17 protein-coding genes and 1 tRNA gene are annotated in these 21,271 nt (G+C 68.6%); all 18 read right to left on the reverse strand.

The window, feature by feature from the left end:
• Positions 1 to 24: 24 nt before the first annotated feature.
• The 18 genes from VGJ96_02200 to thrS all read right to left on the reverse strand — a co-directional run bounded on the left by VGJ96_02200 (position 25) and on the right by thrS (position 21,144).
• Positions 25 to 98 (reverse strand) — tRNA-Met (locus tag VGJ96_02200).
• Between the two features lie 133 nt (positions 99 to 231).
• Positions 232 to 504 carry a septum formation initiator family protein gene (locus VGJ96_02205; protein ID HEY3285913.1) on the reverse strand — a complete coding sequence of 91 codons (273 nt, stop codon included), beginning with the start codon at positions 502 to 504 and terminating at the stop codon, positions 232 to 234.
• Positions 505 to 636: 132 nt separating this feature from the next.
• Positions 637 to 1,923, reverse strand: a complete 1,287-nt coding sequence (gene eno, locus VGJ96_02210) for a phosphopyruvate hydratase (GenBank protein ID HEY3285914.1) — start codon at positions 1,921 to 1,923, stop codon at positions 637 to 639.
• Positions 1,924 to 2,030: 107 nt separating this feature from the next.
• Positions 2,031 to 2,798 carry a lysophospholipid acyltransferase family protein gene (locus tag VGJ96_02215; protein ID HEY3285915.1) on the reverse strand — a complete coding sequence of 256 codons (768 nt, stop codon included), beginning with the start codon at positions 2,796 to 2,798 and terminating at the stop codon, positions 2,031 to 2,033.
• On the reverse strand, positions 2,795 to 3,751 hold the full coding sequence (gene thiL, locus VGJ96_02220) for a thiamine-phosphate kinase (protein ID HEY3285916.1): 957 nt from the start codon (positions 3,749 to 3,751) through the stop codon (positions 2,795 to 2,797). Before thiL ends, VGJ96_02215 begins: the two co-directional genes overlap by 4 nt.
• A 15-nt stretch (positions 3,752 to 3,766) precedes the next feature.
• Positions 3,767 to 5,305 (reverse strand): hypothetical protein, encoded by a 1,539-nt coding sequence (locus VGJ96_02225; GenBank protein HEY3285917.1) that lies wholly within the window; start codon positions 5,303 to 5,305, stop codon positions 3,767 to 3,769.
• Complete coding sequence (locus VGJ96_02230; protein ID HEY3285918.1) at positions 5,302 to 6,840, reverse strand: NAD(P)H-hydrate dehydratase; 1,539 nt, start codon at positions 6,838 to 6,840, stop codon at positions 5,302 to 5,304. Before VGJ96_02230 ends, VGJ96_02225 begins: the two co-directional genes overlap by 4 nt.
• 13 nt (positions 6,841 to 6,853) lie before the next feature.
• A complete protein-coding gene (locus VGJ96_02235) occupies positions 6,854 to 7,210 on the reverse strand; it encodes a Minf_1886 family protein (protein HEY3285919.1) in 357 nt (118 codons plus the stop codon).
• 89 nt (positions 7,211 to 7,299) lie between these two features.
• Positions 7,300 to 8,589 (reverse strand): serine hydroxymethyltransferase, encoded by a 1,290-nt coding sequence (gene glyA / locus VGJ96_02240; protein HEY3285920.1) that lies wholly within the window; start codon positions 8,587 to 8,589, stop codon positions 7,300 to 7,302.
• On the reverse strand, positions 8,586 to 9,035 hold the full coding sequence (rpiB, locus tag VGJ96_02245; GenBank protein ID HEY3285921.1) for a ribose 5-phosphate isomerase B: 450 nt from the start codon (positions 9,033 to 9,035) through the stop codon (positions 8,586 to 8,588). The genes glyA and rpiB overlap by 4 nt, the downstream gene beginning before the upstream one ends.
• Complete coding sequence (locus VGJ96_02250; GenBank protein HEY3285922.1) at positions 9,032 to 10,108, reverse strand: Glu/Leu/Phe/Val dehydrogenase; 1,077 nt, start codon at positions 10,106 to 10,108, stop codon at positions 9,032 to 9,034. The genes rpiB and VGJ96_02250 overlap by 4 nt, the downstream gene beginning before the upstream one ends.
• 277 nt (positions 10,109 to 10,385) lie before the next feature.
• Positions 10,386 to 11,756, reverse strand: a complete 1,371-nt coding sequence (locus VGJ96_02255; protein ID HEY3285923.1) for a carboxypeptidase-like regulatory domain-containing protein — start codon at positions 11,754 to 11,756, stop codon at positions 10,386 to 10,388.
• Positions 11,757 to 14,125: 2,369 nt separating this feature from the next.
• A complete protein-coding gene (locus tag VGJ96_02260) occupies positions 14,126 to 15,286 on the reverse strand; it encodes an acyl-CoA dehydrogenase family protein (protein HEY3285924.1) in 1,161 nt (386 codons plus the stop codon).
• A 141-nt stretch (positions 15,287 to 15,427) separates the two neighbouring features.
• Positions 15,428 to 16,273, reverse strand: coding sequence for a 3-hydroxybutyryl-CoA dehydrogenase (locus VGJ96_02265; protein HEY3285925.1), 846 nt, complete (start codon positions 16,271 to 16,273; stop codon positions 15,428 to 15,430).
• A 1-nt stretch (position 16,274) separates the two neighbouring features.
• Positions 16,275 to 17,264 (reverse strand): type II CAAX endopeptidase family protein, encoded by a 990-nt coding sequence (locus tag VGJ96_02270; protein ID HEY3285926.1) that lies wholly within the window; start codon positions 17,262 to 17,264, stop codon positions 16,275 to 16,277.
• Between the two features lie 4 nt (positions 17,265 to 17,268).
• Positions 17,269 to 18,474, reverse strand: a complete 1,206-nt coding sequence (locus VGJ96_02275) for an acetyl-CoA C-acetyltransferase (protein ID HEY3285927.1) — start codon at positions 18,472 to 18,474, stop codon at positions 17,269 to 17,271.
• 169 nt (positions 18,475 to 18,643) lie between these two features.
• Positions 18,644 to 19,204, reverse strand: a complete 561-nt coding sequence (locus tag VGJ96_02280; protein ID HEY3285928.1) for a hypothetical protein — start codon at positions 19,202 to 19,204, stop codon at positions 18,644 to 18,646.
• A complete protein-coding gene (thrS, locus tag VGJ96_02285; protein ID HEY3285929.1) occupies positions 19,201 to 21,144 on the reverse strand; it encodes a threonine--tRNA ligase in 1,944 nt (647 codons plus the stop codon). Before thrS ends, VGJ96_02280 begins: the two co-directional genes overlap by 4 nt.
• Positions 21,145 to 21,271: the final 127 nt, after the last annotated feature.

Below are 21,271 nucleotides of genomic sequence, written 5' to 3' on the forward strand. Positions count from 1 at the left end.
AGTTGGACCGGCCGCTTGCGTTGATGGCGGGGGCGGGATTTGAACCCGCGACCTTCGGGTTATGAGCCCGACGAGCTACCAGGCTGCTCCACCCCGCGTCGATGAAAGAATAGTAAACGGTGTGGAATGCTAGGGCAAGACGATTGAGGATATGGAATTCGGATCGGGATTGAGGATCGCGACTGAGGACGGCGATTGGCGATTCGGCCGTCCGCCATCGGCCATCGGCCATCACTTGCCCTTATCCGAATCCTCCGCAAACCGGTACAGCATCTCCTTCTCCCCCTTCACCATCCCGAACTCCTCGCGCGCCAGGCGCTCCTGCACCAGCGGGTCGGTCTCGATGGATTTCTTCCATCGCGACAGGCTGTCCACCTGGCGCTGCAACGAGTCTACTTCGTGGCGCAAGACGGCCAGGCGTCGGCTCTGGCGGACGAGATCCGTCGTGCCGTATTCCCCGCCCTGCACCGCGAAGTAGGCCACGCCGAGCGCGACGACCGCCATCGCGATGAGGGCGGCCGGAGACTTCCGGGAGGAGGCTTTCCTGGGCGGCATAGGGCATGTAACAGACGATCAACCCCGGCCGCCTGATACCACAGGCGGCCGGGGTGCGCGAAATGCCGGATCGAACGGCCGCTACTTCGTCAGGCCGTAGATCGACCCGCCCGGATAGACCGCCGCGTCGCCGAGCTCTCCCTCGATGCGGAGCAGCTGGTTGTACTTGGCCACGCGGTCGGTGCGGCTGGCCGAGCCGGTCTTGATCTGCCCGGCGTTGGTCGCCACCGCGAGGTCGGCAAGGAACGTGTCCTCGGTCTCGCCCGAGCGGTGCGAGATGATGCTCTGATACCCGTTCCGGCGGGCGAGCTCGATGGTCTCGAGCGTCTCCGTCACGGTGCCGATCTGGTTCAGCTTGATGAGGATCGCGTTGGCCACATCCTCGTCGATGCCGCGCGTCAGGTACGCGGGATTCGTGACGAAGATGTCGTCGCCCACGAGCTGCACGCGGTCGCCGAGCGCGTCGGTCAGCGCCGACCACCCCTCCCAGTCGCCCTCGGCGAGGCCGTCCTCGATGGAGACGATGGGATACTTGGCCAGCCACTTGGCGTACATCTCGATGATCTGGTCGGCGCTCTTCGTCCCGGCGCCGCTCTTCTTGAACGTGTAGCTCCCCTTGCTGAAGAGCTCGCTGGCCGCGCAGTCGAGCGCGAGGCAGACCTGCTTGCCGGGTTCGTAACCGGCGGTCTCGATTGCCTCGAGAATGACGGTGATCGCTTCCTCGTCGTTCTTGAGATCGGGCGCGAAGCCGCCCTCGTCGCCCACGCCGGTGCTGAGCTTGCGCTTCACCAGCACCTTCTTGAGCGAGTGGAACACTTCGGCGCCCATCCGCAGCGCCTCGGTGAAGTTGGGTGCGCCCACCGGGACGATCATGTACTCCTGGAAGTCCACGGTGTTGGTGGAGTGCGCGCCGCCGTTGAGGATGTTCATCATCGGCACCGGGATGGTGCGCGACAGCGGGCCGCCGAGATAGCGGTACAGCGGCACGCCGAGCGCGTCGGCCGCGGCGCGCGCGACGGCCATCGAGACGCCAAGGATGGCGTTGGCGCCGAGCTTGCTCTTGGTGGGCGTGCCGTCGAGCGCGATCATCGCGCGGTCGATGGCCATCTGCTCCGTGCAGATCATCCCCTGCAGTTCGGGGCCGATGAGCTTCTCGACGTTCTGCACGGCCTTCTTGACGCCCTTGCCGAGGTACCGCTTGGCGTCGCCGTCGCGCAGTTCGAGCGCTTCGTTCTCGCCCGTGGAGGCGCCGCTGGGCACGGCCGCGCGTCCCAGCGTGCCGTCGTCGAGCGTGACGTCGACCTCGACGGTCGGGTTGCCGCGCGAGTCGAGGATTTCGCGGGCGTGGATGGCAAGTATTGGATACATGGGAAGAGACTTAGGATTGGGAATTCGGATGACGATATAAGATCACGATCGATGATTACGAATTGCGATTACGGCGCGGCGGCCGCGCCATCCTTCTGCACCGAAACTTAAGCGTTCGCCGGGATTCCCGCTCTCTCGGGGAGCGCCGAAATGCCGTACTCCTGCATCAGGCACTCCCCGATGCGCCGCTTGGCCTCGGCGGCCAAGGTGTCCCGGTCTTCGTAGAACCGTCCCTTCGTGTCCATCGGCGGCAGGAAATGCAGGTCGATGCGTCCGGGGCGGATGAGCACGGATCCCTTGGGCTGCACCTCGATCGTGCCGTGGATGGCCACCGGCACGATGGGCGCCTGCGACTCGATGGCCAGCACGAACGCCCCCTTCTTGAACTGGCGCAGCGTGTACGCCGGGCCGCGCGTGCCTTCGGGAAAGAGGATGACGCTCGCCCCGCCCTCGATGGCGGCGCCGGCCTGATGGATGGACGCGCGCGCGCGGGACTGATTCTGGCGCTCGATGGGGATCATCCCGGCGTATCGCATGGCGGGCCCGAAGAGCGGAATGCGGAACAGTTCGGCCTTGGCCACGAACTTGAACCAGCGCAGGTGCGCGGCCATCGCAAAGACGTCGAACCAGCTGACGTGATTGCCCACGAAGATGTGCCGGTCGCCGAACCGGTGTTCGCCGCCGTGCACCACCACCTTGGCGCCGGCCGCCCACAGCAGCAGGCGCGACCAGACTCGGGGCGCCATGTCGAAGACCGATCCGGGGTGGTCCTTCAGGCCGAGCATCCCCGCGATGATCACCGAGCCGGCGATGATGGGCGTCGCGACGAGGATCATCGCGTACGTCAGAATGGTCCGGATGAGGGCGACGATCATACGACGGGAAAGTGATCGTGGCCGCGTGGCAGCGTGACGTGCACGCCCTGGCGGCGCGTGTCCACCGCCGGTTCGCCGGACAGCGGCGGCACCGCGGCGCCGATGCAGGTCAGCGGAATCCCGAACGCACGCTCAAACGCCTTCACGTCGAGCGAGGCGGGAGCGGTGACGAGCAGTTCATACTCCTCGCCACTCTGCGCCGCCTCCTCAACCGTCGCGCCGGCGATCGTCGGGAGCCGGTCGAGATTCACCACCAACTGCACGCCGCCGGCGGCCGCCAGATGTCCGGCGTCGGACGTGAGCCCGTCGCTGATGTCGAGTCCGGCGGTGGCCCCATGCTCGACGAGCCAGCGCGCCGGTGCAAATCGCGCGACGGGGCGCGCAAATCGTTCGCGGGCCTCGGCGCTCGGCGCGGCACCCGACTCCCACGCCCGCAGCGCGACGAGCGGACCGCCCAGCCGTCCGGTCACCCAGAGCGCATCGCCGGGACGCGCGCCGCGGCGCGAGAGCGGTGTGGCCGCGTGCCCGACGACGGTGAGCGTCATCGACAACTCGTGGCCGCGCGAAAGGTCGCCGCCGACGATGTGCGCGCCGGCCGCGCGCACGGCGTCGCCAATGCCGTCGCAGATGCGCAGGAAATCACCGCGCCACGCCTCGGGAAGCGTCATCGCGATGGCGACGCCCATCGGCGTGGCCGCCATCGCCGCGAGGTCGCTGAGCGCAGCGGTCGTCGCGCGATAGCCAAGCTCCTCGGGGGTGAGCCACGGCCGGCGGAAATGCACCCCTTCCACCGCGGTATCCACACTGAGCACGAGCTTCTCGCCCGGCGGCACGTCGAGCACGGCACAGTCATCGCCCACGCCGGAAGCGAGCGCGCCCCAGCGCTCGAGCGCCGCCGAGATGACGTCGAACTCGCCGCCGTAGCCGAGGGGAATGTGCCGCAGGTGGGTCATGCGTGAAGGTCGCGATCAGGGAAAGAGGCCGTCGGCGCCGCGTCGCACGCGGACCACGCCGCCCAGCGTACCGATCCAGGCGTAGGGACCATCGAGCAGGATGCTCGTGACCACATCGGGAAGATCGCTCCCCACGCGCAGGATGCGCGACCCCCCAGTGGCGCGATCGACCGCCAGCACGCCGAACGCGCCGCCGGCCCAGACGGTGCGCGCGTCGGCGGCAAGCGTTTCGATGGCACCGACCGAACGCCAGGCGACGGCGGGCCACGGCTCGCGCCACGCCCCATCGCGCAGCGAGAAGGTCAGCACGGCATCGGAGAGCGCGACGAAGACCAGCGAGTCGGCGCCCGCGAGCGCGCGCACGGGCTGACGCAGGCGGGGTTGCGCGGCGGCCGCGGCGGGGCGCACGAACTGGTCGCCGGCGTGCGGCGCGCGCAGGACGAGCCCGTCGTCGGTACCGACCCACAGCGTGTCGCCCGTCGAGAGCAGCGCACGCACCGCCACGCCCGGGAGGCCGCCAAGCGTCACGAGGCTTCCGCGGCCCTCGGTGGAGTCGGTGTCGAGGAAGGCGAGGCCGCGTTCGGTGCCCACCCAGACGCCGTCGCCGCGCGCCAGGATGCTGAGCACCACATCACTCGGCAGGCCCGCCAGTGGCGTGACGGCCCGCACGCCAGCGCCATTCATGGGCAACCGGAAGAGTCCGCGCGTGGTGCCCATCCAGATCGTGCCGGCCCGCACGTCGAGTGAAGTGGCGCGCGCGCCCCCGAAGCTGCGCCGCGCTTCGTCGTCGAGCCAGCGCCACTGCTGCAGGTCGTTGGTGGCGAAGGTGACGGCGAGGCGCGGCTCCACGCCGCGCGATGCGGGCGCCATCCAGATGCCGTCGGCGGCGCGGGCCAGCGCCCCTGCCCCGCCGGCCGCGAGGCCGAACGGCTGCGGCGTGGCCTGGTTGAAGAGCGGATCCACCTGGAAGAGCCCGCCGCCATTGGTGCCGAGCCAGACTTCGGTGCGATCCGGAGCGCGCGCGCCGGCGATGACGGAAAAGCTCTGGAGCGCGTCGTCGCGCGTGAGCAGACGGCCAAACGATTCAACCGATGGAAACTCGCGATACACCTCCTGCAGCGATGAGAGGCGCAGGCGCGCCGGCAGCGCGCCGCCGGGCGCACGCGCCACGAAGCCGGTGAGCGGCTGCAGCGTCCACGCCCCCAGTTGCGTGATCAGCCACGCGCTCTCGTCGGCCGGGTCGATGGCGATGCGCCGCACGAGCGACGGATCGAACCCGCCGTCGCGCGTGAACGGCGGAAGCCAGGCGCGCCGATCGCGGTCGTAGACGATGATCGCGTCGAGCGTGGCGGCGTAGATGAATCGCCGCGACACACCGATGGCGTGGACGATCGTCCCGCGCGTGACGGTCACGCGATCCTCGCGAAGGATGGCGCCGGCGAGTCCGCGGCGCGGTGCCACCGCGCCGTAGGTGCCGGGAGGCGGCGGCCCGCAACTGCTCGACGCGGCGGCCCACAGCGGTGCGGTGATCAGCAGCAGTGCGCGCGCGTTCACCGTTCGCCGACCGCGGACAGTTCGGCAAGCACGTACGCCGCTCGCGGCGGCTCGACGAACAGCCACGCCTCGCGCAGCGCGGCGAGCACGTCATCCAGCGTCACGCCGCGAATGGCGCCATTGGGCGCGGCCAGCTCGGCGGCGCGTCCGTGGACCCAGGCCGCTGCACCGCCCGCGTGCAGCGCGTCGTCGCACTGTGCCATCAGCGTGACGGCAATGCCGGCCAGAATGTCCCCGCTCCCGCCCTGCCCCAGCACCGGCGTGCCGCTCGCGCTCACGACGCAGCGGCCGTCGGGGGCACCGATGATCGTGGGGACGCCCTTGAGCAGGACCGTTGCTCCCGTTGCGCGCGCCAGCTCGCCAGCGACGTCGAAGCGCGTGGCATTCACCGTCGCGGCATCGGCTCCGGCCAGACGCGCGAACTCCAGCGGGTGCGGCGTCAGCAGGGCGCGGCGAGCGCCGATGAGCGCGGCGAACGCCGCCGGCTCCCCTTCGTACGCGTTGAGCGCGTCCGCATCAATGACCACCGGCCCGTCGCCGTTCCGCACGCAGCGCTCGATGAGCGGTTGGACATGCTCGCCGCGTCCGAGTCCGGGGCCAATGAGCAAGGCATCGGCCCACACCCGAATGGCCGCGGCCTCGGCATCGTTCCGCGGCCACGCGGCGGCGAGCGCCTCGGGGAGCGTGCGCTGCACGAGGTCCACGTTCTCCGGATCGACGACCAGCTTCACCAGGCCAACGCCACTGCGCAGCGCGGCGCGGCCAGCGAGGATCACCGCCCCCGCCATGCCGCGCGCACCGCCGACGATCGCGACCTTCTTGCGGGCGCCCTTATGCGCATCGGCCGCGATGCGCGGCACGACCTCGCGCACCCACGCCGCGTCGGCCAGCACGGGCGCGCCATCGGCGAAGTCCGCGTGGGCGCCGAGGCCGATATCCACGACGACAATGGCGCCGCACCAGTCGCGGGCCACCAGATGGCCGCGCTTGATCGTGCCGAACGTGACGGTGAGGTCGGCGCGGGGGGCGCCCGGATGGGCGCCCGTGGCGGCGTCGAGCCCACTGGGAACGTCGAGCGCCACGACGAACGCGCCGCCACCGCGCGCCGCGCTGATGGTCTCGCATGCCGCGGCGATCTCGCCGCGCGGCGCGCCCCGCGCCCCGGTGCCGAGGAGGCCATCGACCACCACGCCGGGCGAGCCGTGATGCATCGGCGCGTGCGACACCGACAGCATCGCCGCGTCCTTTGCGGCGCGCGCGTCATCGGTGCGCGGTGGCTCGATCTCGCGCACCCGCACCGGCACACCCTGCGCCGCGAGCAGGCCGGCCACGACCCAGGCATCGCCGCCGTTGTTGCCGCCGCCGGCATAGATCTCGACGCCCTCGCCGGCGCGTGCGCCGGCGAACCGCATCAGCTCGGCGGTCGCCGCGCGTCCCGCCGCCTGCATCAGGGCGCGCGACGGCGTGCCCGCCGCGATGGCCCGAGCATCACGCTCGGCTGCCTGCGCCGCGGTAACCACTCGCACGGGGGTCATGGTCAGGGTGCGGTCAGCTGACCGCGGCGGCGTTCCACGGATAGTTGCGGTCGAAGACGGCCGCAAATTCGAAGAGATCCACGAAATCGTCGCGGCTGTCCGTGGGCTGCGCGAGGAGCAGGCCCAGGTCGACGAGCGCAAAGACGATGTCGCCGAAATCCGCGGTGGTGGTCACCCCCCAGTGCTCGAGCACGAGGCGCGAGAGCACGCCATAGCGCTCGAGCGCGAGGTCGCGGCAGGCATCCGCCAGTTCGCGCCCCGAGAGGTGTCGACGCTCCGATTGCCGCGCCTGCGCGTACTCCAGCGCGGAGAGCACGAAGAGGAAGGCGTGTTCGTCGAACCGCGGTTCGCGAACGCGAATGCGGTCCATGACTCCTTCACGAAACGCCAGCTCGGACACTCCCTATCCTCCCTCGAGACCCCTACAAAATGCACCCGCGGGAACGGCGGAAGGTAGCCCTACACCCCCGCCTTCACTCCCGGATAGAGCGGGAACTCCGCCGTCAACGCGCGCACCTTCTCGCGCACCCGCGCGTGCGTGGCGGGATCCTCAGGCGCCTGCAGCACCTCGTCAATCAGTTCGGCCACGCGCTCCATCTCGGCCGTCCCCATCCCGCGCGTCGTGAGCGCGGGGGTGCCGAGGCGGATGCCGCTCGTCACGAACGGCGACTGCGTCTCGCGCGGCACGGTGTTCTTGTTCACCGTGATCCCCGCCTTGTCGAGCGCCTGCTCGGCCAGCTTGCCGGTGAGGTTCTTGTTGCGCAGGTCCACGAGGAGCAGGTGGTTGTCGGTGCCGCCGCTCACGATGTGGTAGCCGCGCTTGGCGAGCGCGCCGGCGAGCGTGCGGGCGTTATCGACCACGCGCTGGGCATACACCTTGAAGTCGTCCTGCAGCGCCTCGCCGAACGCCACCGCCTTGGCGGCGATGCAGTGCTCGAGCGGTCCGCCCTGCGTGCCGGGAAAGACGGCCTTGTCGACCGTCTTCGCATGCTCGGCCTTGCACAGGATCATCCCGCCGCGCGGCCCGCGCAGCGTCTTGTGCGTGGTCGTCGTGACGACGTCGGCGTGCGGGATGGGCGACGGATACACTCCGGCGGCCACGAGCCCCGCGAAGTGCGCCATGTCCACCATCAGGATGGCGCCCACCTTCCTGGCGATCTCTGCGAACTTCGCAAAATCGAGGTGGCGCGAGTAGGCCGAGTAGCCCGCGATGATCATCTTCGGCTTGTGCTCGAGCGCCAGCGCCTCGACCTCGTTCATGTCGATCAGCCCCTGCTCGTTCACGCCGTAGGCGACGATCTTGTACATCAGGCCGGAGAAGTTCACCGGCGAGCCGTGCGTGAGATGCCCGCCCATCGAGAGGTTCAGGCCGAGCACGGTGTCGCCCGGCTTGAGGAAGGCGAGGTAGACGGCGGCGTTGGCCTGGGCCCCCGCGTGCGGTTGCACATTGGCGTGGTCGGCGCCGAAGAGCTTCTTGGCGCGATCGATGGCCAGCTGCTCCACCTTGTCCACCACTTCGCAGCCGCCGTAGTAGCGCTTGCCGGGCAGCCCCTCGGCGTACTTGTTGGTCAGCGGCGAACCGAGCGCTTCGAGCACGGCGGGCGAGACGAAGTTCTCGCTGGCGATGAGCTCGAGCCCGTCACTCTGGCGCGCAATCTCCTCCTCGATGTAGCCGGCGAGTTCCGGATCCTGCGCGCGCAGTGCGTCCCCCGGCGGACAGCGGTCCCACGACATCCATGACTGGCTCACTGCTCCTCCTCGCGCTCGATCTTTTCGACGCGGCGTTCGTGCCGGCCGCCCTCGAAGGGCGTGTCCAGCCAGGTCTTGAGAATGTCCACGCCCTCGGCGTCGCTGATGCAGCGTGCCGGCAGGACGAGGATGTTGGCATCGTTGTGCAGCCGCGCCAGCGCGGCCACTTCGGTGTTCCACGCCACCGCGGCGCGCACGTGCGGATGGCGGTTGGCGGCGTACGCCATGCCCAGCCCCGTGCCGCACAGCAGCACGCCGCGCCGAGCCTTCCCCGTCTCCACCTCGCGCGCGACGGGATGCGCGTAGTCCGGATAGTCCACGGACGCCGCCGAATGCGTGCCGACGTCCTCCACCGCAAAGCCGAGTTCCGTGAGCACGGCCTTGAGCTTCTCCTTCAGCTCGAAGCCCGCGTGATCGGCGCCAATGGGAATCCGCTCCTTGCTCATGACTTGCGCGGCCACTGCGGCCAGGTCTTCACCAGCCCGCGGATCGCGGCGATCCGCTGCTCGGCGAGCTTGTCGGCCGCGAGGTAGGAGAGGATGCCCTGGTCCTTCGAGATCTGGTAGACGCTCAGCATCGTATCGAAGATCTCGTCGGCCTTTCGCAGCGCGCGTTCGCGCGTCCAGCCGGCGACTTCGCCGTACACATTGATGACGCCGCCGGCGTTGGCGACGAAATCCGGCCCGTACAGGATGCCGCGCTTCTCCACCGCCTCGCCGTGCTTGGCGGGGACGAGCAGCTGGTTGTTGGCGCCGCCGCAGACGATCTCGACGTTGAGCCTGGGGATCGTGTCGTCGTTGAGGATCGCTCCCAGGGCGCAGGGGGCGAAGATGTCGCCCTTCGCCGAGAAGATGGCGTCGCCCTCGACCGCCGTGGCGCCGAACTCCTTGACCATTGCCTGCACCTTCTCGGGGCGAATGTCGGTGACCACCAGCTTGGCCCCCGCCTTGTGCAGCTCGGCGCAGAGATAGTGGCCGACGTTGCCGACGCCCTGCACGATGACCGTCCGGCCGGTGAGGTCGGACGAGCCCCACTTGAACTGCGCCGACGCCTGAATGGCGCGGAAGACGCCGCGCGCCGTCACCGGCGACGGGTCGCCCGACTTGTTGGCAAGACCGGCGACGTACTCCGTCTCCATATGGACGAAGTCCATGTCGGCGGTGCTCGTGCCCACATCCTCCGCCGTCACGTACCGCCCGCCGAGTGACTCGACGAAGCGACCGTGCGCGCGGAAGATCAGCTCGCGGTTGGCCGTGCGGTTGTCGCCGATGATGACCGACTTGCCACCGCCCAGGTTGAGGCCGGCGACGGCGTTCTTGTATGTCATCCCGCGCGCGAGACGCAGCGCGTCGGTGATGGCTTCCTCGTCCGAGATGTAGTTCCAGAAGCGCGTCCCGCCGAGGGCGGGGCCGAGCGTGGTGTCGTGGATGGCAATGATGCCGCGGTATCCGGCCGACTTGTCCTGGCAGAGGACCACCTGTTCGTGGCCCATGTCGGACATGGTATCGAAGATCTTCATGGGGGAGAGTGACGGTGGACGGTAGACGGAGGACGGTGGACGGTGGACGGTGACCTAAGGGAAGATAGCAGCGCAACCTGCGCACTCACGGGGCGCTGGGTCGCGCCAGGCGCGGCGCGTCGCTCCTGCTCCGTTCGTGCTCCGCAATTACTCGGAATCTAAGCTAACGCTGCGTGGAGGCAGTGGGGCGCGCCGTCGGGGAAACGGGATGCGCGCGTCGGGCGTTTTCCGCCTGTGCGCGCGGATCGCATCCCACGGCGTTGGAGGGCGTCGGTAGCTAGAAGCGCCGTCTTGTCCAGACGACGACGACTGCTTGCGGCGGGTCGCGATGCCCAGGCCGTCGTGGATCGACGCATCCAAATGGGTGCCGATACTGGATCGGTGCCAAGGCGATCGTCGGGTACGCTTCGACAGCGAGAACGTCCTTGAGGGGCGCAACGAGATCGAGCACTTCCATACCCGCCGGCTGATACGCGTCGTCAACAAACAGGGCCACGCAGCCATTTGGAACCCGAACGATTCGCGTTGGACTGATCCAGCGAAGCGCGCGCGCTTCCTTGAGTAGGTCGGAGGTGACAAACGCGAACTTCATCGCGTCGCTTCCAGGCAGAAAGAATGTCCCGCCATAGTGCCGCCGGCGCGTGAGGACGTCCTGCAACACGCGCGAGTCCCGGTCCATGGCCCCGACCACGGTCACCGCGTCGAGCACCTGCGCCGTCTCGGCCACCTGCAATGCCACCTCGGCGGGGGCGCCGGCTTCCACCGTCACGAGCCTCGCCCGCGGCGCCGTGCCCACCACGCGCGCCTCGACCACCCACGTGCCGGCTGGCAGGTCGCCGAACACAAACGCCCCGTCGCGCACCGACACCTCGCGCGCCAACGCTGGGACGAGGACGCGCCCCCCGGCGACCGCCTTGCCTGAGGTGTGCTGCACCACGCCGCGAATAACCGCAGCTCCCCGCTCCGTGTCGGCTCTCACGAGCCGCAGGTCGAGTCGGCCGATGCCGGTAGTCGGCAGCTCCACCACTGGGCCAACTACCGCGTAATGCCCGGGCGAAGTGACGTCGAGGGTCAGCGGTGCGTCGAGTGGCAATCCGCATAACACGTACGTGCCGTCGCTTTCCACGGTAGCGCTGGCGCGTTCGGTCACCATGCGCGCGTTTCCGCTGTCGAGCGCCAAGGCTCCCCACTCCATCTGCAACGTCGTCCCCGGCACCATCCGCTGAGTCACAACATCGCGAATCGTCCCGAGCAGTAGGCCACGATCAGCGGGCGAGCCCGGCCCGCACCGAAGCGCGCGCACGACGGAACTTGACGGGATTGCAAGGTCGACGCGCAGCAGGGTATCAACGTCGCTCACGGAGAGCGCGCGGACCGGCGTGTCGAGGCCCAACGCGGTAAGGGCCTCATGATCGAAACCTACTAAGTAATCGCCGGGCGGCACGTTGAAGAAGCGGTAACGCCCTGTCGCGTCGGTGTCCACTCTGCGCACCGCGCCAGCCGCATTTCGCCGCGCCAACTGCACGGAGGCATCGGCAAGCGGACGCCCGGCGACGGAGTCAAAGACCGTGCCCTGGATCACCGGGCGCGCCGTAGGTTCCTGGGCGGCTACCGCCGCGGCAGCAGCGACGATTACGACGCCGCGCATAGGTACCCGGCCCACGCCAAGCCTACCGAGGAATACGGCGGGCATTGCGCACGCGGGCCTCAAGATCCTCGGCGGAGACCACTTTCTCTAGCATCAAGACCCCATCCAAAATTACGGCCGGCGTGCCGGGTATCTTCAGATTCTCTTCGGCCGTTCGGTCGCGTTCTACTCGCGCGATTCGGCTCGTGTCGCGCATGCACACGTCATACCGTCCAAGATCTGGCAGCGAGGCTCGCCGAGCAAGTTCGTTCCACGAGACTATTCCGAGTGAATCCTGAGCCGCGTACAGGGCATGGTACATCGGCTCGAAGCGCCCCTGCGCAGCCGCACACTCGGCCGCCCGCGCGCTTGCATACGCGTATCTATGGTATTCGAGCGGATAGTGCCGGAACACGACCTGCAGCGCCCCCGGGTGTGACTGCACTACTCGCGCCACGCTGACCGCGAAGCTACGACATGCCGGACACGCGAAATCGCCGAAGTATACCAGCCGCACGGCGGCAGAGTCGGGGCCCATCCTATGCCCCGACTCCAATTGCTGCGTCCAGCTTTCGACCGGGCGATTCTCGCGACGAGCCGACGCCCCTTGCGCGGCACGATTGCTAGCACCTTGCCCTAGCTGGCGGTACAAGAAGACCGACGTCACCGCGAAGGTGCAGGCAGCCACGATAATTGTCGCGGAGTCGAGGATACTCTGCCTACTCAACATTGCGCACCGGCGGGTTGAGGCGAAACGGCCGCGGTATAACGCACGCAGAGTAATTCATTCATTCTGCAACCATCGAGCCTCATGCTTCCCTATTCGCTCCGCTGGTACGTGCACCACAGGGTACTGTTCGGAGTGGGCGGAAACTCCGGGTAGATGACATTACCGAAGCAGTCGTAGCCCTGCGGATAGGTCGTCGTGCAATACGCATCAACGACGTTACAGCCGGGCGGCGCGTTAATGGCGTCTAGACAGGCGCTGGCCATCGCGCCGGCCGAGGGGCAGCCCGCCACGCAGAATTGAAACGTCTCACCGTCTGGGCACGGTGGGGGGGGGTGACGCCGCAAGCCCGTTGGGGGTTGCGAATCCAGCGCCCACGCTGACGAGCAAGGCACAACATGCGATTATCAACCGTCTCATTGGGGCCTCCTAGGTGGAGTTACCATCGCTCGCGGTCCGCATGAAACGGATGAGACGCGTCCGCGGTCCGCCATGAGCCTTCTCCTCGTGACATAGTGTGCAGTCGCGGATACAGGCATGCCACGGCCAAGTTGGTGCATACGCATGCCAAGTTGGGGCGCGATGGGACTCTCCCTGGTCTTGTCGACCGACACGGTTGCGGCGTGCCTAGCCAAGCCGCGCGGCACTCCAACGGCGGCCATCGTCAGACGCCGAGCACGCGAGCCGCGTCGCCGATTCGCGACTACGTCCCGGCAAGGCGAGCGGCGTGACTGGGCGATGCGTCGCGCCAGGAGATGGTGCCGGCGCTCTTGCGCGCTCGGAGCGCGTGTCGTAGTGTAATAGCGCCGTTAGACAGAGTTGTTCTGCAGCCGCGTTCCCCCTTCGTCAATGCGACATGGTAGCGCGCCCCGTCCCTGGATGGCGCATCAGTATCACCATGGTTCCGCGACCTCGACCGAAGAGCGTTTCGATGGACATCCGCAGGAGATCCGGCAGTCTCGGAGCCGTGGGACGAGACAGTTCACGTGGATCGTCCGTCGAGTCGCGCAGGTCTTCCGCTTCCTCGCGGGAGCGTTCTCGCGACGCTGTCCGCGCTTTGCTGTCAGCAGCCCGGAGCCGCGCCCACTCCGATGACGACAAGCGCGCATCGGACCGGTGGGTCCTGCGCGCGAAGGCGTTCGCAGTGACATTGCTTCGTCCGGACGTGGCCCTTGAGGTTGGCAGGCTACTCGAACATGACCCAGCGGATCTCAACGTCAGTCGCCACGCGTTGAGCAACGGGATCTCGCGTTGGACGCTTCGACGGCGGTTGGCACACACCGGCGTCTGCCCGAAGCAACTCGTCGCACTGGCGCGCATTTTCGCGGTGCTTGGGAGCTTCTCGCCGCGCGGGGCGGGCACGCGCGGTGGCGGACGCCTCACGGAGCGAACGCTGCTTCGCGGCGAACGGCGCACGGTCCGCGAATGGCTCGGTCACACCACAGCGTCGCTTGCCAACCTCTGGGCCGCCGGGGGCCTTTTGGCCGTGCACGACACGATCTCAAGGCGATTCCCAGCCCTAGTCGTCGCGACAGACCCGCGCGACTCGAAAGCCGCGAGGCAGCCCCCCCCTCGCAGATCTCGAGTAAGGCTCGACCGTGCTGAGAACCGATGGTGCATACTGGAACCACGCAAGGCCTGAGAAGGCTCGCCACGCGCCAGACTACCGTCCCCGCACCGCCGCCCGCCCAATCACAATCCGCTGGATCTCCGACGTCCCCTCGTAGATCTCCGTGACCTTGGCGTCACGGAAGAGCTTCTCGACAGGGTAGTCGGTCGTGTAGCCGTAGCCGCCAAAGACCTGGATGGCGTTCGTGGTCACCCACATCGCCGTCTCGGTGGCGAACAGCTTGCACATTGCGGCGTATTCAGTGATGGGCTCGCCGCGATCCTTGGCCGCTGCGGTCGCGTGCAGCAGCGACCGCGCCGCGTTGATGCGCGTCGCCATGTCGGCGAGCTTGAACTGGATCCCCTGGAACTCGCCAATCGCCTTGCCGAACTGGTGCCGCTCGCCCGCATAGGCCGCGGCGTGCTCGTAGGCGGCGCGCGCGATCCCCAGCGCCTGCGCGGCGATCCCCAGGCGCCCGCTCTCGAGCGACTGCATGGCGTAGACGAAGCCCTGGGACGCGTCGCCGAGCAGCCGGTCGCCGGGGATGCGCAGGTTGTCGAAGACGAGCTGCACCGTCTCCGACGCGCGCAGCCCCATCTTGTTCTCCTTCTTGCCGACCTTGAAGCCGGGGAGATCAGGCGTCAGGATGAACGCGCCGATCCCCTTGCCGCCGTGCCGCGCGGCGGGCGTGTCGGTGCGTGCCATCGCCAGAATCACCCCCGCGTGACCGCCCGCCGAAATCCACGACTTGGTGCCGTTGAGCACCCAGTCGTCGCCGTCGCGCACCGCCTGCGTGCGCAGCGCCGATGCGTCGGAGCCCGCCTCGGGCTCGGAGAGCGCGAACGCGCCCAGCTTCTCGCCGCGCGCCAGCGGCCCCAGGAACTCCGCCTTCTGCCCCTCCGTCCCGTACTTCAGGATCATCTGCGTCGGGAGCGAGTTGTGCACGCTCATCAGCACGCCCACCGAGGCGTCGGCGGCGGAGATCTCCTCCAGAGCCAGCAGATACGTCACCGTGTCGAGGCCGAGACCGTCATACGCCTCGGGGAGCATCATGCCGAGAAAACCCAGCTCGCCCAGCTTGCGGACGAGCGTCGGCTCAAAGTGCGCGTCGCGGTCCCACTGCGCCGCGAACGGCGCCACCTCGGCGGCGCAGAACTCGCGCGCGGTGTCGACGATGGCGAGTTGGGTTTCGGAGAGGTTCAGGAGCGGGTTCATCGAGATGGCGGATGGCGGATGGCGGATGGCGGATGGCCGAGGGCAGATGGCCGAGGGCAGATGGCAGATGGCGGATGTCACGCGGCGGAAGTGCGAAGGCGGACAGCAGTACATCTGCCATCCGCCCTCCGCCCTCCGCCATCAGTATGCGTAAAACCCGCGCCCAGCCTTACGCCCCAGCCATCCCTGCGCCACATACTTCCGCAGCAACGGGCACGGCCGGTACTTGGGATCGCCGAGCCCCCGGTGCATCACCTCGAGGATCGCGAGGCAGGTGTCGAGGCCAATGAAGTCGGCGAGCGCCAGCGGGCCCATGGGGTGGTTCATGCCGAGCTTCATCACCTGGTCGATGGCCTCGGGGGTCCCCACGCCTTCCATCACGCAGTAGACCGCCTCGTTGATCATCGGCATCAGGATGCGGTTGGCCACGAAGCCGGGGTAGTCGTTCACCTCCACCGGCACCTTGCCCACGCCCTTGGCGAGGGCGACGGTGCGCGCCGTGACGTCGTCGCTCGTGGCGAGGCCACGAATGACCTCGACGAGTTGCATCACCGGCACCGGATTCATGAAGTGCATGCCGATCACCGCGTCGGGGCGCTTCACGCGGCCGGCGATCTCGGTGATCGAGATGGAACTCGTGTTCGTCGCGAGGATCGCGCCGGCGGGGGCCAGCCGGTCCATCTCGGCGAAGATCTTGTGCTTGAGTTCGACGTTCTCGGTGGCCGCCTCGATCACGAACGCCGCGTTCGCGATGGCCTCCATCGTGGTCGCGGTCGCGATGCGCGCGAGCGCCGCGCTCTTGGCCGCCTCCTCCAGCGCCCCCTTCTTCACCTGCCGATCGAGGTTCTTGTCGATCGTGCCCTTGGCCTTGTCGAGCGCCGCCTGGCTGACGTCGATCATCGTCACGTCGTGGCCGGCCACCGCGCAGACGTGCGCGATGCCGTTCCCCATCTGACCAGCGCCGATCACCGCAATCCGGTCGGACATGCTATGACTCCCTGCGGCCGCTCGGCCGCCACGTGATGTCGAATCGCCATCCGCGGCGGTGGACCTGCATCCACCCGGCGTGAATGGCCAGCAGAAAACTAACGCCCAGCATTCCGAGTGCGGCGGCGGCGCCGGCCTCGGGTCCCCACGCGCCGCCCGTCAGCCAGTCCGGCCCGGCGGAGACGGTCCGGTAGAACGGCTGCGGGACGGCGAGTCCGCTCACCGGCGAATGCAGCACCGCGAGCTGCACGAAGTTGTACGCGAGGTGCGCGAGCCAGGCGGCCCAGAGCGAATCGAAGGCGAGCCGCACGAGGGCGAGAAAGACCCCGGCCAGCGTGACGAGCGCCACCGACTGCGCCGTCACGCCCGGATTGAGCAGGTGGAGGAGGCCGAAGACGACGCTCGTGACCGCCACCGCCACGGCCACGCCCCAGGCGCGCTGGAGCAGCGTGAAGGCGAATCCGCGGAGCGCCAGTTCCTCGGTGAGCGCGGCGGGCACGAGGATCGCCAGGGCGAGACCGGCCCCCGCCCACCAGCTCCCCGCTTCGGCCGGGACGACGCGCAGCGCGCCAGTCCAGATGAGGAGGCCCGCCGGCACGGCCATCGCGAAGCACCCGGCGGCCAGTCCGCCGAGCAGCGGCCATCGTCCGAGCCCGTCCACGCTCAGCCGCGTGGTGTCGCGCCACGACTCGCCGAACCAGCGCACCACGAGCGCGGTGGACACGAGCATCGCGACGGACGACATCACGCCGTACCCGATGAGGCGCGTCCCGGTGAGGGATCCGGTAATCCGGATGAACGGATATAGCAGCGCGGGCGCGACGGCGATGGCCACCAGCGAGACGCCGACGAACGCGACCAGCCGCGCGGCCGCCACGCCCCGGCTCATCGTCGGGCCGACCGGCGGTGCGTCGCCGCCCTCCGCCGGCCCGTACGCGGAAACGCGCCCCGTCGCGTGAAATCCCTCGGCGTCGGGGCGCGTCGTGTTCACCGAATCAGACCCGTTCGACCGACAGCGCCACCGCGTTGCCGCCGCCGAGGCAGAGCGTCGCGAGGCCGCGGTGGAGGCCGCGATCCTTGAGCGCGTAGAGCAGCGTCGTCAGGATGCGCGCCCCGCTCGCGCCGATCGGATGGCCCAGCGCGATGGCGCCGCCATTCACGTTCACCTTGTTCCAGTCCCAGCCCAGCCCGTCGCCGTCGGCCAGCGCCTGCGCGGCGAACGCCTCGTTGGCCTCGATGAGATCGAAGTCCCCGATCTTCATGCACGTCTTCTTCATCAGGTTCTGCACGGCGAGAATCGGCGCGAAGAACAGGTCCTGCGGATCGCCACCCCCCGACGCGTACCCGGTGATGCGCGCGAGGATCGGGAGCCCGTGCGCCTTCGCATAGTCCTCGCTCGCGACGACCAGCGCCGAGCCGCCGTCGTTGAGCCCCGGCGCGTTGCCGGCGGTCACCGTCAGTTCCTCGGGCTTCATGTCCTTGGGCGCGTCGCCCGGGAATGCCGGGCGCAGCTTGGCCAGCGCCTCGAGCGTGGTGTCCTTGCGCGGGCTCTCGTCGGTATCGAAGATGGTCGCACCCTTCTTGCCGGCGATCTCCACCTTCGCGATCTCGGCGGCGAACTTCCCTGCCTCGATCGCGGCCACCGCCTTCATGTGCGAGTGGTACGCGAACTCGTCCTGCCGCTGGCGCGTGATGCCGGCCTTCTTGGCCGTATACTCGGCGTGGCCGCCCATGTGACGATTGTAGAACGCGCACCAGAGTCCGTCCTTGATGAGCGCGTCCTGCATGGTCTGCGCGCCGAACTTCACGCCGTTGCGCATGCCGAAGACGAGGTGCGGCGCGCTCGACATCGACTCCTGGCCGCCCGCCACCAGCAGCTCCTCGTCGCCAGCGCGAATGGCCTGCGCGGCAAGCATCACGGCCTGCAGCCCGGAGCCGCACACCTTGTTGACCGTGTACGCGGGCACCGCCGCGGGAATGCCCGCCTTGATGAGCGCCTGGCGCGCCGGCGCCTGCCCCACGCCCGCCTGCAGCACGTTGCCCATGATGACCTCGCCGATCTCGGCGGGATCAATCTGCGCGCGCTCGATGGCCGCCTTGATGGCGATGGCGCCGAGTTCGGGAGCCTGCAGTGAAGCCAGCGAGCCGAGGAACCGGCCGATGGGGGTGCGGGCCGCGGATACGATGACGGGAGTCGACATATGCTGAGAGATGGCGGATGGCGGAAGGCAGAAGGCGGATGTGCCAATGAAAACTAGCGCGTTTCGCGCGTTGTGGTCGCCACCGCCGTGGGCGTGATCGCCGACATATGGACCGGGGCCAGCAGCCGCCCGGCTCTTCCGTCTCCCGTCTTCCGTCTCCCGTCTGCCCCTACCGCTGCCACCGCCGCGAGTTGTTGAACGCGATGGTGCCGCAGATCGCCGGCAGCGACGCGTCGAGCGCCGCCATCAGCCAGCGCCGATGGGACGAGCCTTCGTCGGACGGCATGCGCCCGTTGAAGATCACCTTGGACATCAGGAGGCTGGCCGCGACGCCCACCGACACGCCGGCCATCGTGTTCCGGAAACTCCCCGTCTCGGCGCCGATGTTGCCGATGGCGTACACGGTGCCGCCAATGGCGAAGGCCGCGCTGCCGATGCCGACGCCGTTGACGATGTGCTCGCGGAGTCGGTCCCGCTCGGAACTCATCATCGACGTCGCAATGCTGCCGATCCCGCGCCCGACGAAGTAGCCCAGCACGCCCGCGTACGTCCCGCCCACCACCTCGCCGGCGACCCGCTCGAGGCGGATGGCGGGCTTCCCTTCCTTCGGCAGGCCGGTCTGTTCGGCCGGGACCGGCACCGGGCCGAACTGCGCCCCGGCGGCGGCGGAGACGACCGCCAGCAGCGCCAGCAGGCGCCCGGTATGACGGCACGCGCCGCGCGTGGTCACGCGCTCGCGCCGCCGGCGGGTGTCAGGGCGCGCGCGGCGATCTCGCCGCGCACCCGCTCGATGAAGGATTCCACGCTCACCACCTCCTGCTTCTTGCCCTCACCGCGCACCCGCACGGCGATGGTCCCCGCCTCGGCTTCGCGCTTCCCGATGACCGCCATGTACGGCACCTTCAGCACTTCGGCCTGGCGGATACGGTAGTTCAACGACTCGTCGGTGGCGAGGTGCGCGCGGATGCCCGCGTCCTTCATCCGCCGCGTGACCTCCTGCGCCACCGGCATCAGTTCGTCGGAAATGGGAAGCACGCGCACCTGCTCGGGCGCCAGCCAGACCGGGAACGCCCCCGCGAAGTGCTCGATGAGAATGGCGATGAAGCGCTCGAACGAGCCGCTCACCGCGCGATGGATCACCACCGGGCGGTGCGCGGCGTTGTCCTCGCCCACGTACTCGAGGTCGAAGCGCTCCGGGGCGTTGTAGTCGAGCTGGATGGTCCCCAGCTGCCACTGCCGGCCGATGGAGTCGGTGACGTCGAAGTCGATCTTGGGACCGTAGAACGCGCCGTCGCCCGGCTTGAGTTCGTACGGACGCCCCGTCGCCTCGAGCGCCGCACGCAGCGACGCCTCGGCGCGGTCCCACAGCTCGTCGCTGCCGATGCGCACCGGCGGCCGCGTCGCGAAGCGCAGCGTCGCCGGCAGGCCGAAGGCGTCGTAGTAGCCGAGGATGAAGTCCATCAGGAACTTCACCTCGCTGGTGATCTGGTCTTCGGTGAGGAAGACGTGGCAGTCGTCCTGCGCGAACTGGCGCACGCGCGTGAGCCCCGACAGCGCGCCGGACACCTCGTTGCGGTGCAGCACGTCGAACGTCACGTAACGGATCGGCAGCTCGCGGTACGAATGCTTGTGCGAGTTGTAGAAGACGTAGTGCGACGGGCAGTTCATGGGCTTCAGCGACATGTCGTGCTCGTTCGTCTCGCTGTTCAGCACAAGGAACATGTTCTCCTTGTACTTGCCCCAGTGCCCCGATTGTTCCCACAGCGTCTTCGAGTAGAGCAGCGGCGTCTTGACCTCGAGGAAGTGCTCTCTCTGGCGCTCCCGCACAAAGGACTCGACGGCGTTGTACAGCGTGGTGCCGCGCGGCGACCAGAAGGCCGCGCCCGGCGAGACCGGGAAGAACTGGAACAGGTCCAGCGCCTTCCCCAGCACGCGGTGGTCACGCCGCTTGGCTTCCTCGAGGCGGTGCAGGTGCGCGTCCAGCTCCTCCTTCCGGAAGAAGGCGGTCGCGTAGATGCGCTGCAGCATCTGCCGCTTCTCGTCGCCGCGCCAGTACGCGCCCGCGGTGTGCAGCAGCTTGAAGTGCTTGAGGAGCGAGGTGTCGGGGACGTGCGGGCCGCGGCACAGGTCGGTGAAGGCGCCGTCGGTGTACGTCGAGATGACCTCGTCGGTCCCCTCGAAATCGGCCAGCCGCTCCAGCTTGAGCGGATCGTCGCTGAAGACGTCGCGCGCCTGCGCCTGCGACACCTCGGCGCGGACGAACGGAATCTTCTCCGCGGCGACCTTTCGCATCTCCGCCTCGAACGCCTCGAGGTCCTCGGGCGTGAACGGCTTGCTGACCTCGAAGTCGTAGTAGAACCCGTCGTCGATGGCGGGACCGAAGCCGATCTTCGCCTCCGGGCGCAGGCGGCGCACCGCGGTGGCCAGGATGTGCGCGCCGGAGTGCCGCAGCACGGCGAGCGCGCGCGGGTCCTTTTCCGTGATGACCGTGAACGCCCCGCCCTTGCGCAGCGGCGTCTGCAGGTCCTGCACCTCGCCGTCCACCGCAACGGCGATGGCGGCCTGAAGGAGGCGCGGGCCAATGGAGGCGACGACCTCCCTGGGAAGGGTGCCGGGCGCCACCTCGCGGGTGGCGCCATCAGGAAGGGTGAGGATCAGCGGCGCAATCATAGATCTGGGGGTGCAAAGGCACGGGCACGGTGGGGTGCACAGAAGGGGGGACACGACGCCCCCACGGTATCGTCACAACTTAGCAGGACAGCCCGGAGCGCGGCGAGGGCCAAACCCTCACTGCACA

Source organism: Gemmatimonadaceae bacterium, assembly GCA_036504815.1.
Lineage (GTDB): Bacteria > Gemmatimonadota > Gemmatimonadetes > Gemmatimonadales > Gemmatimonadaceae > PNKL01.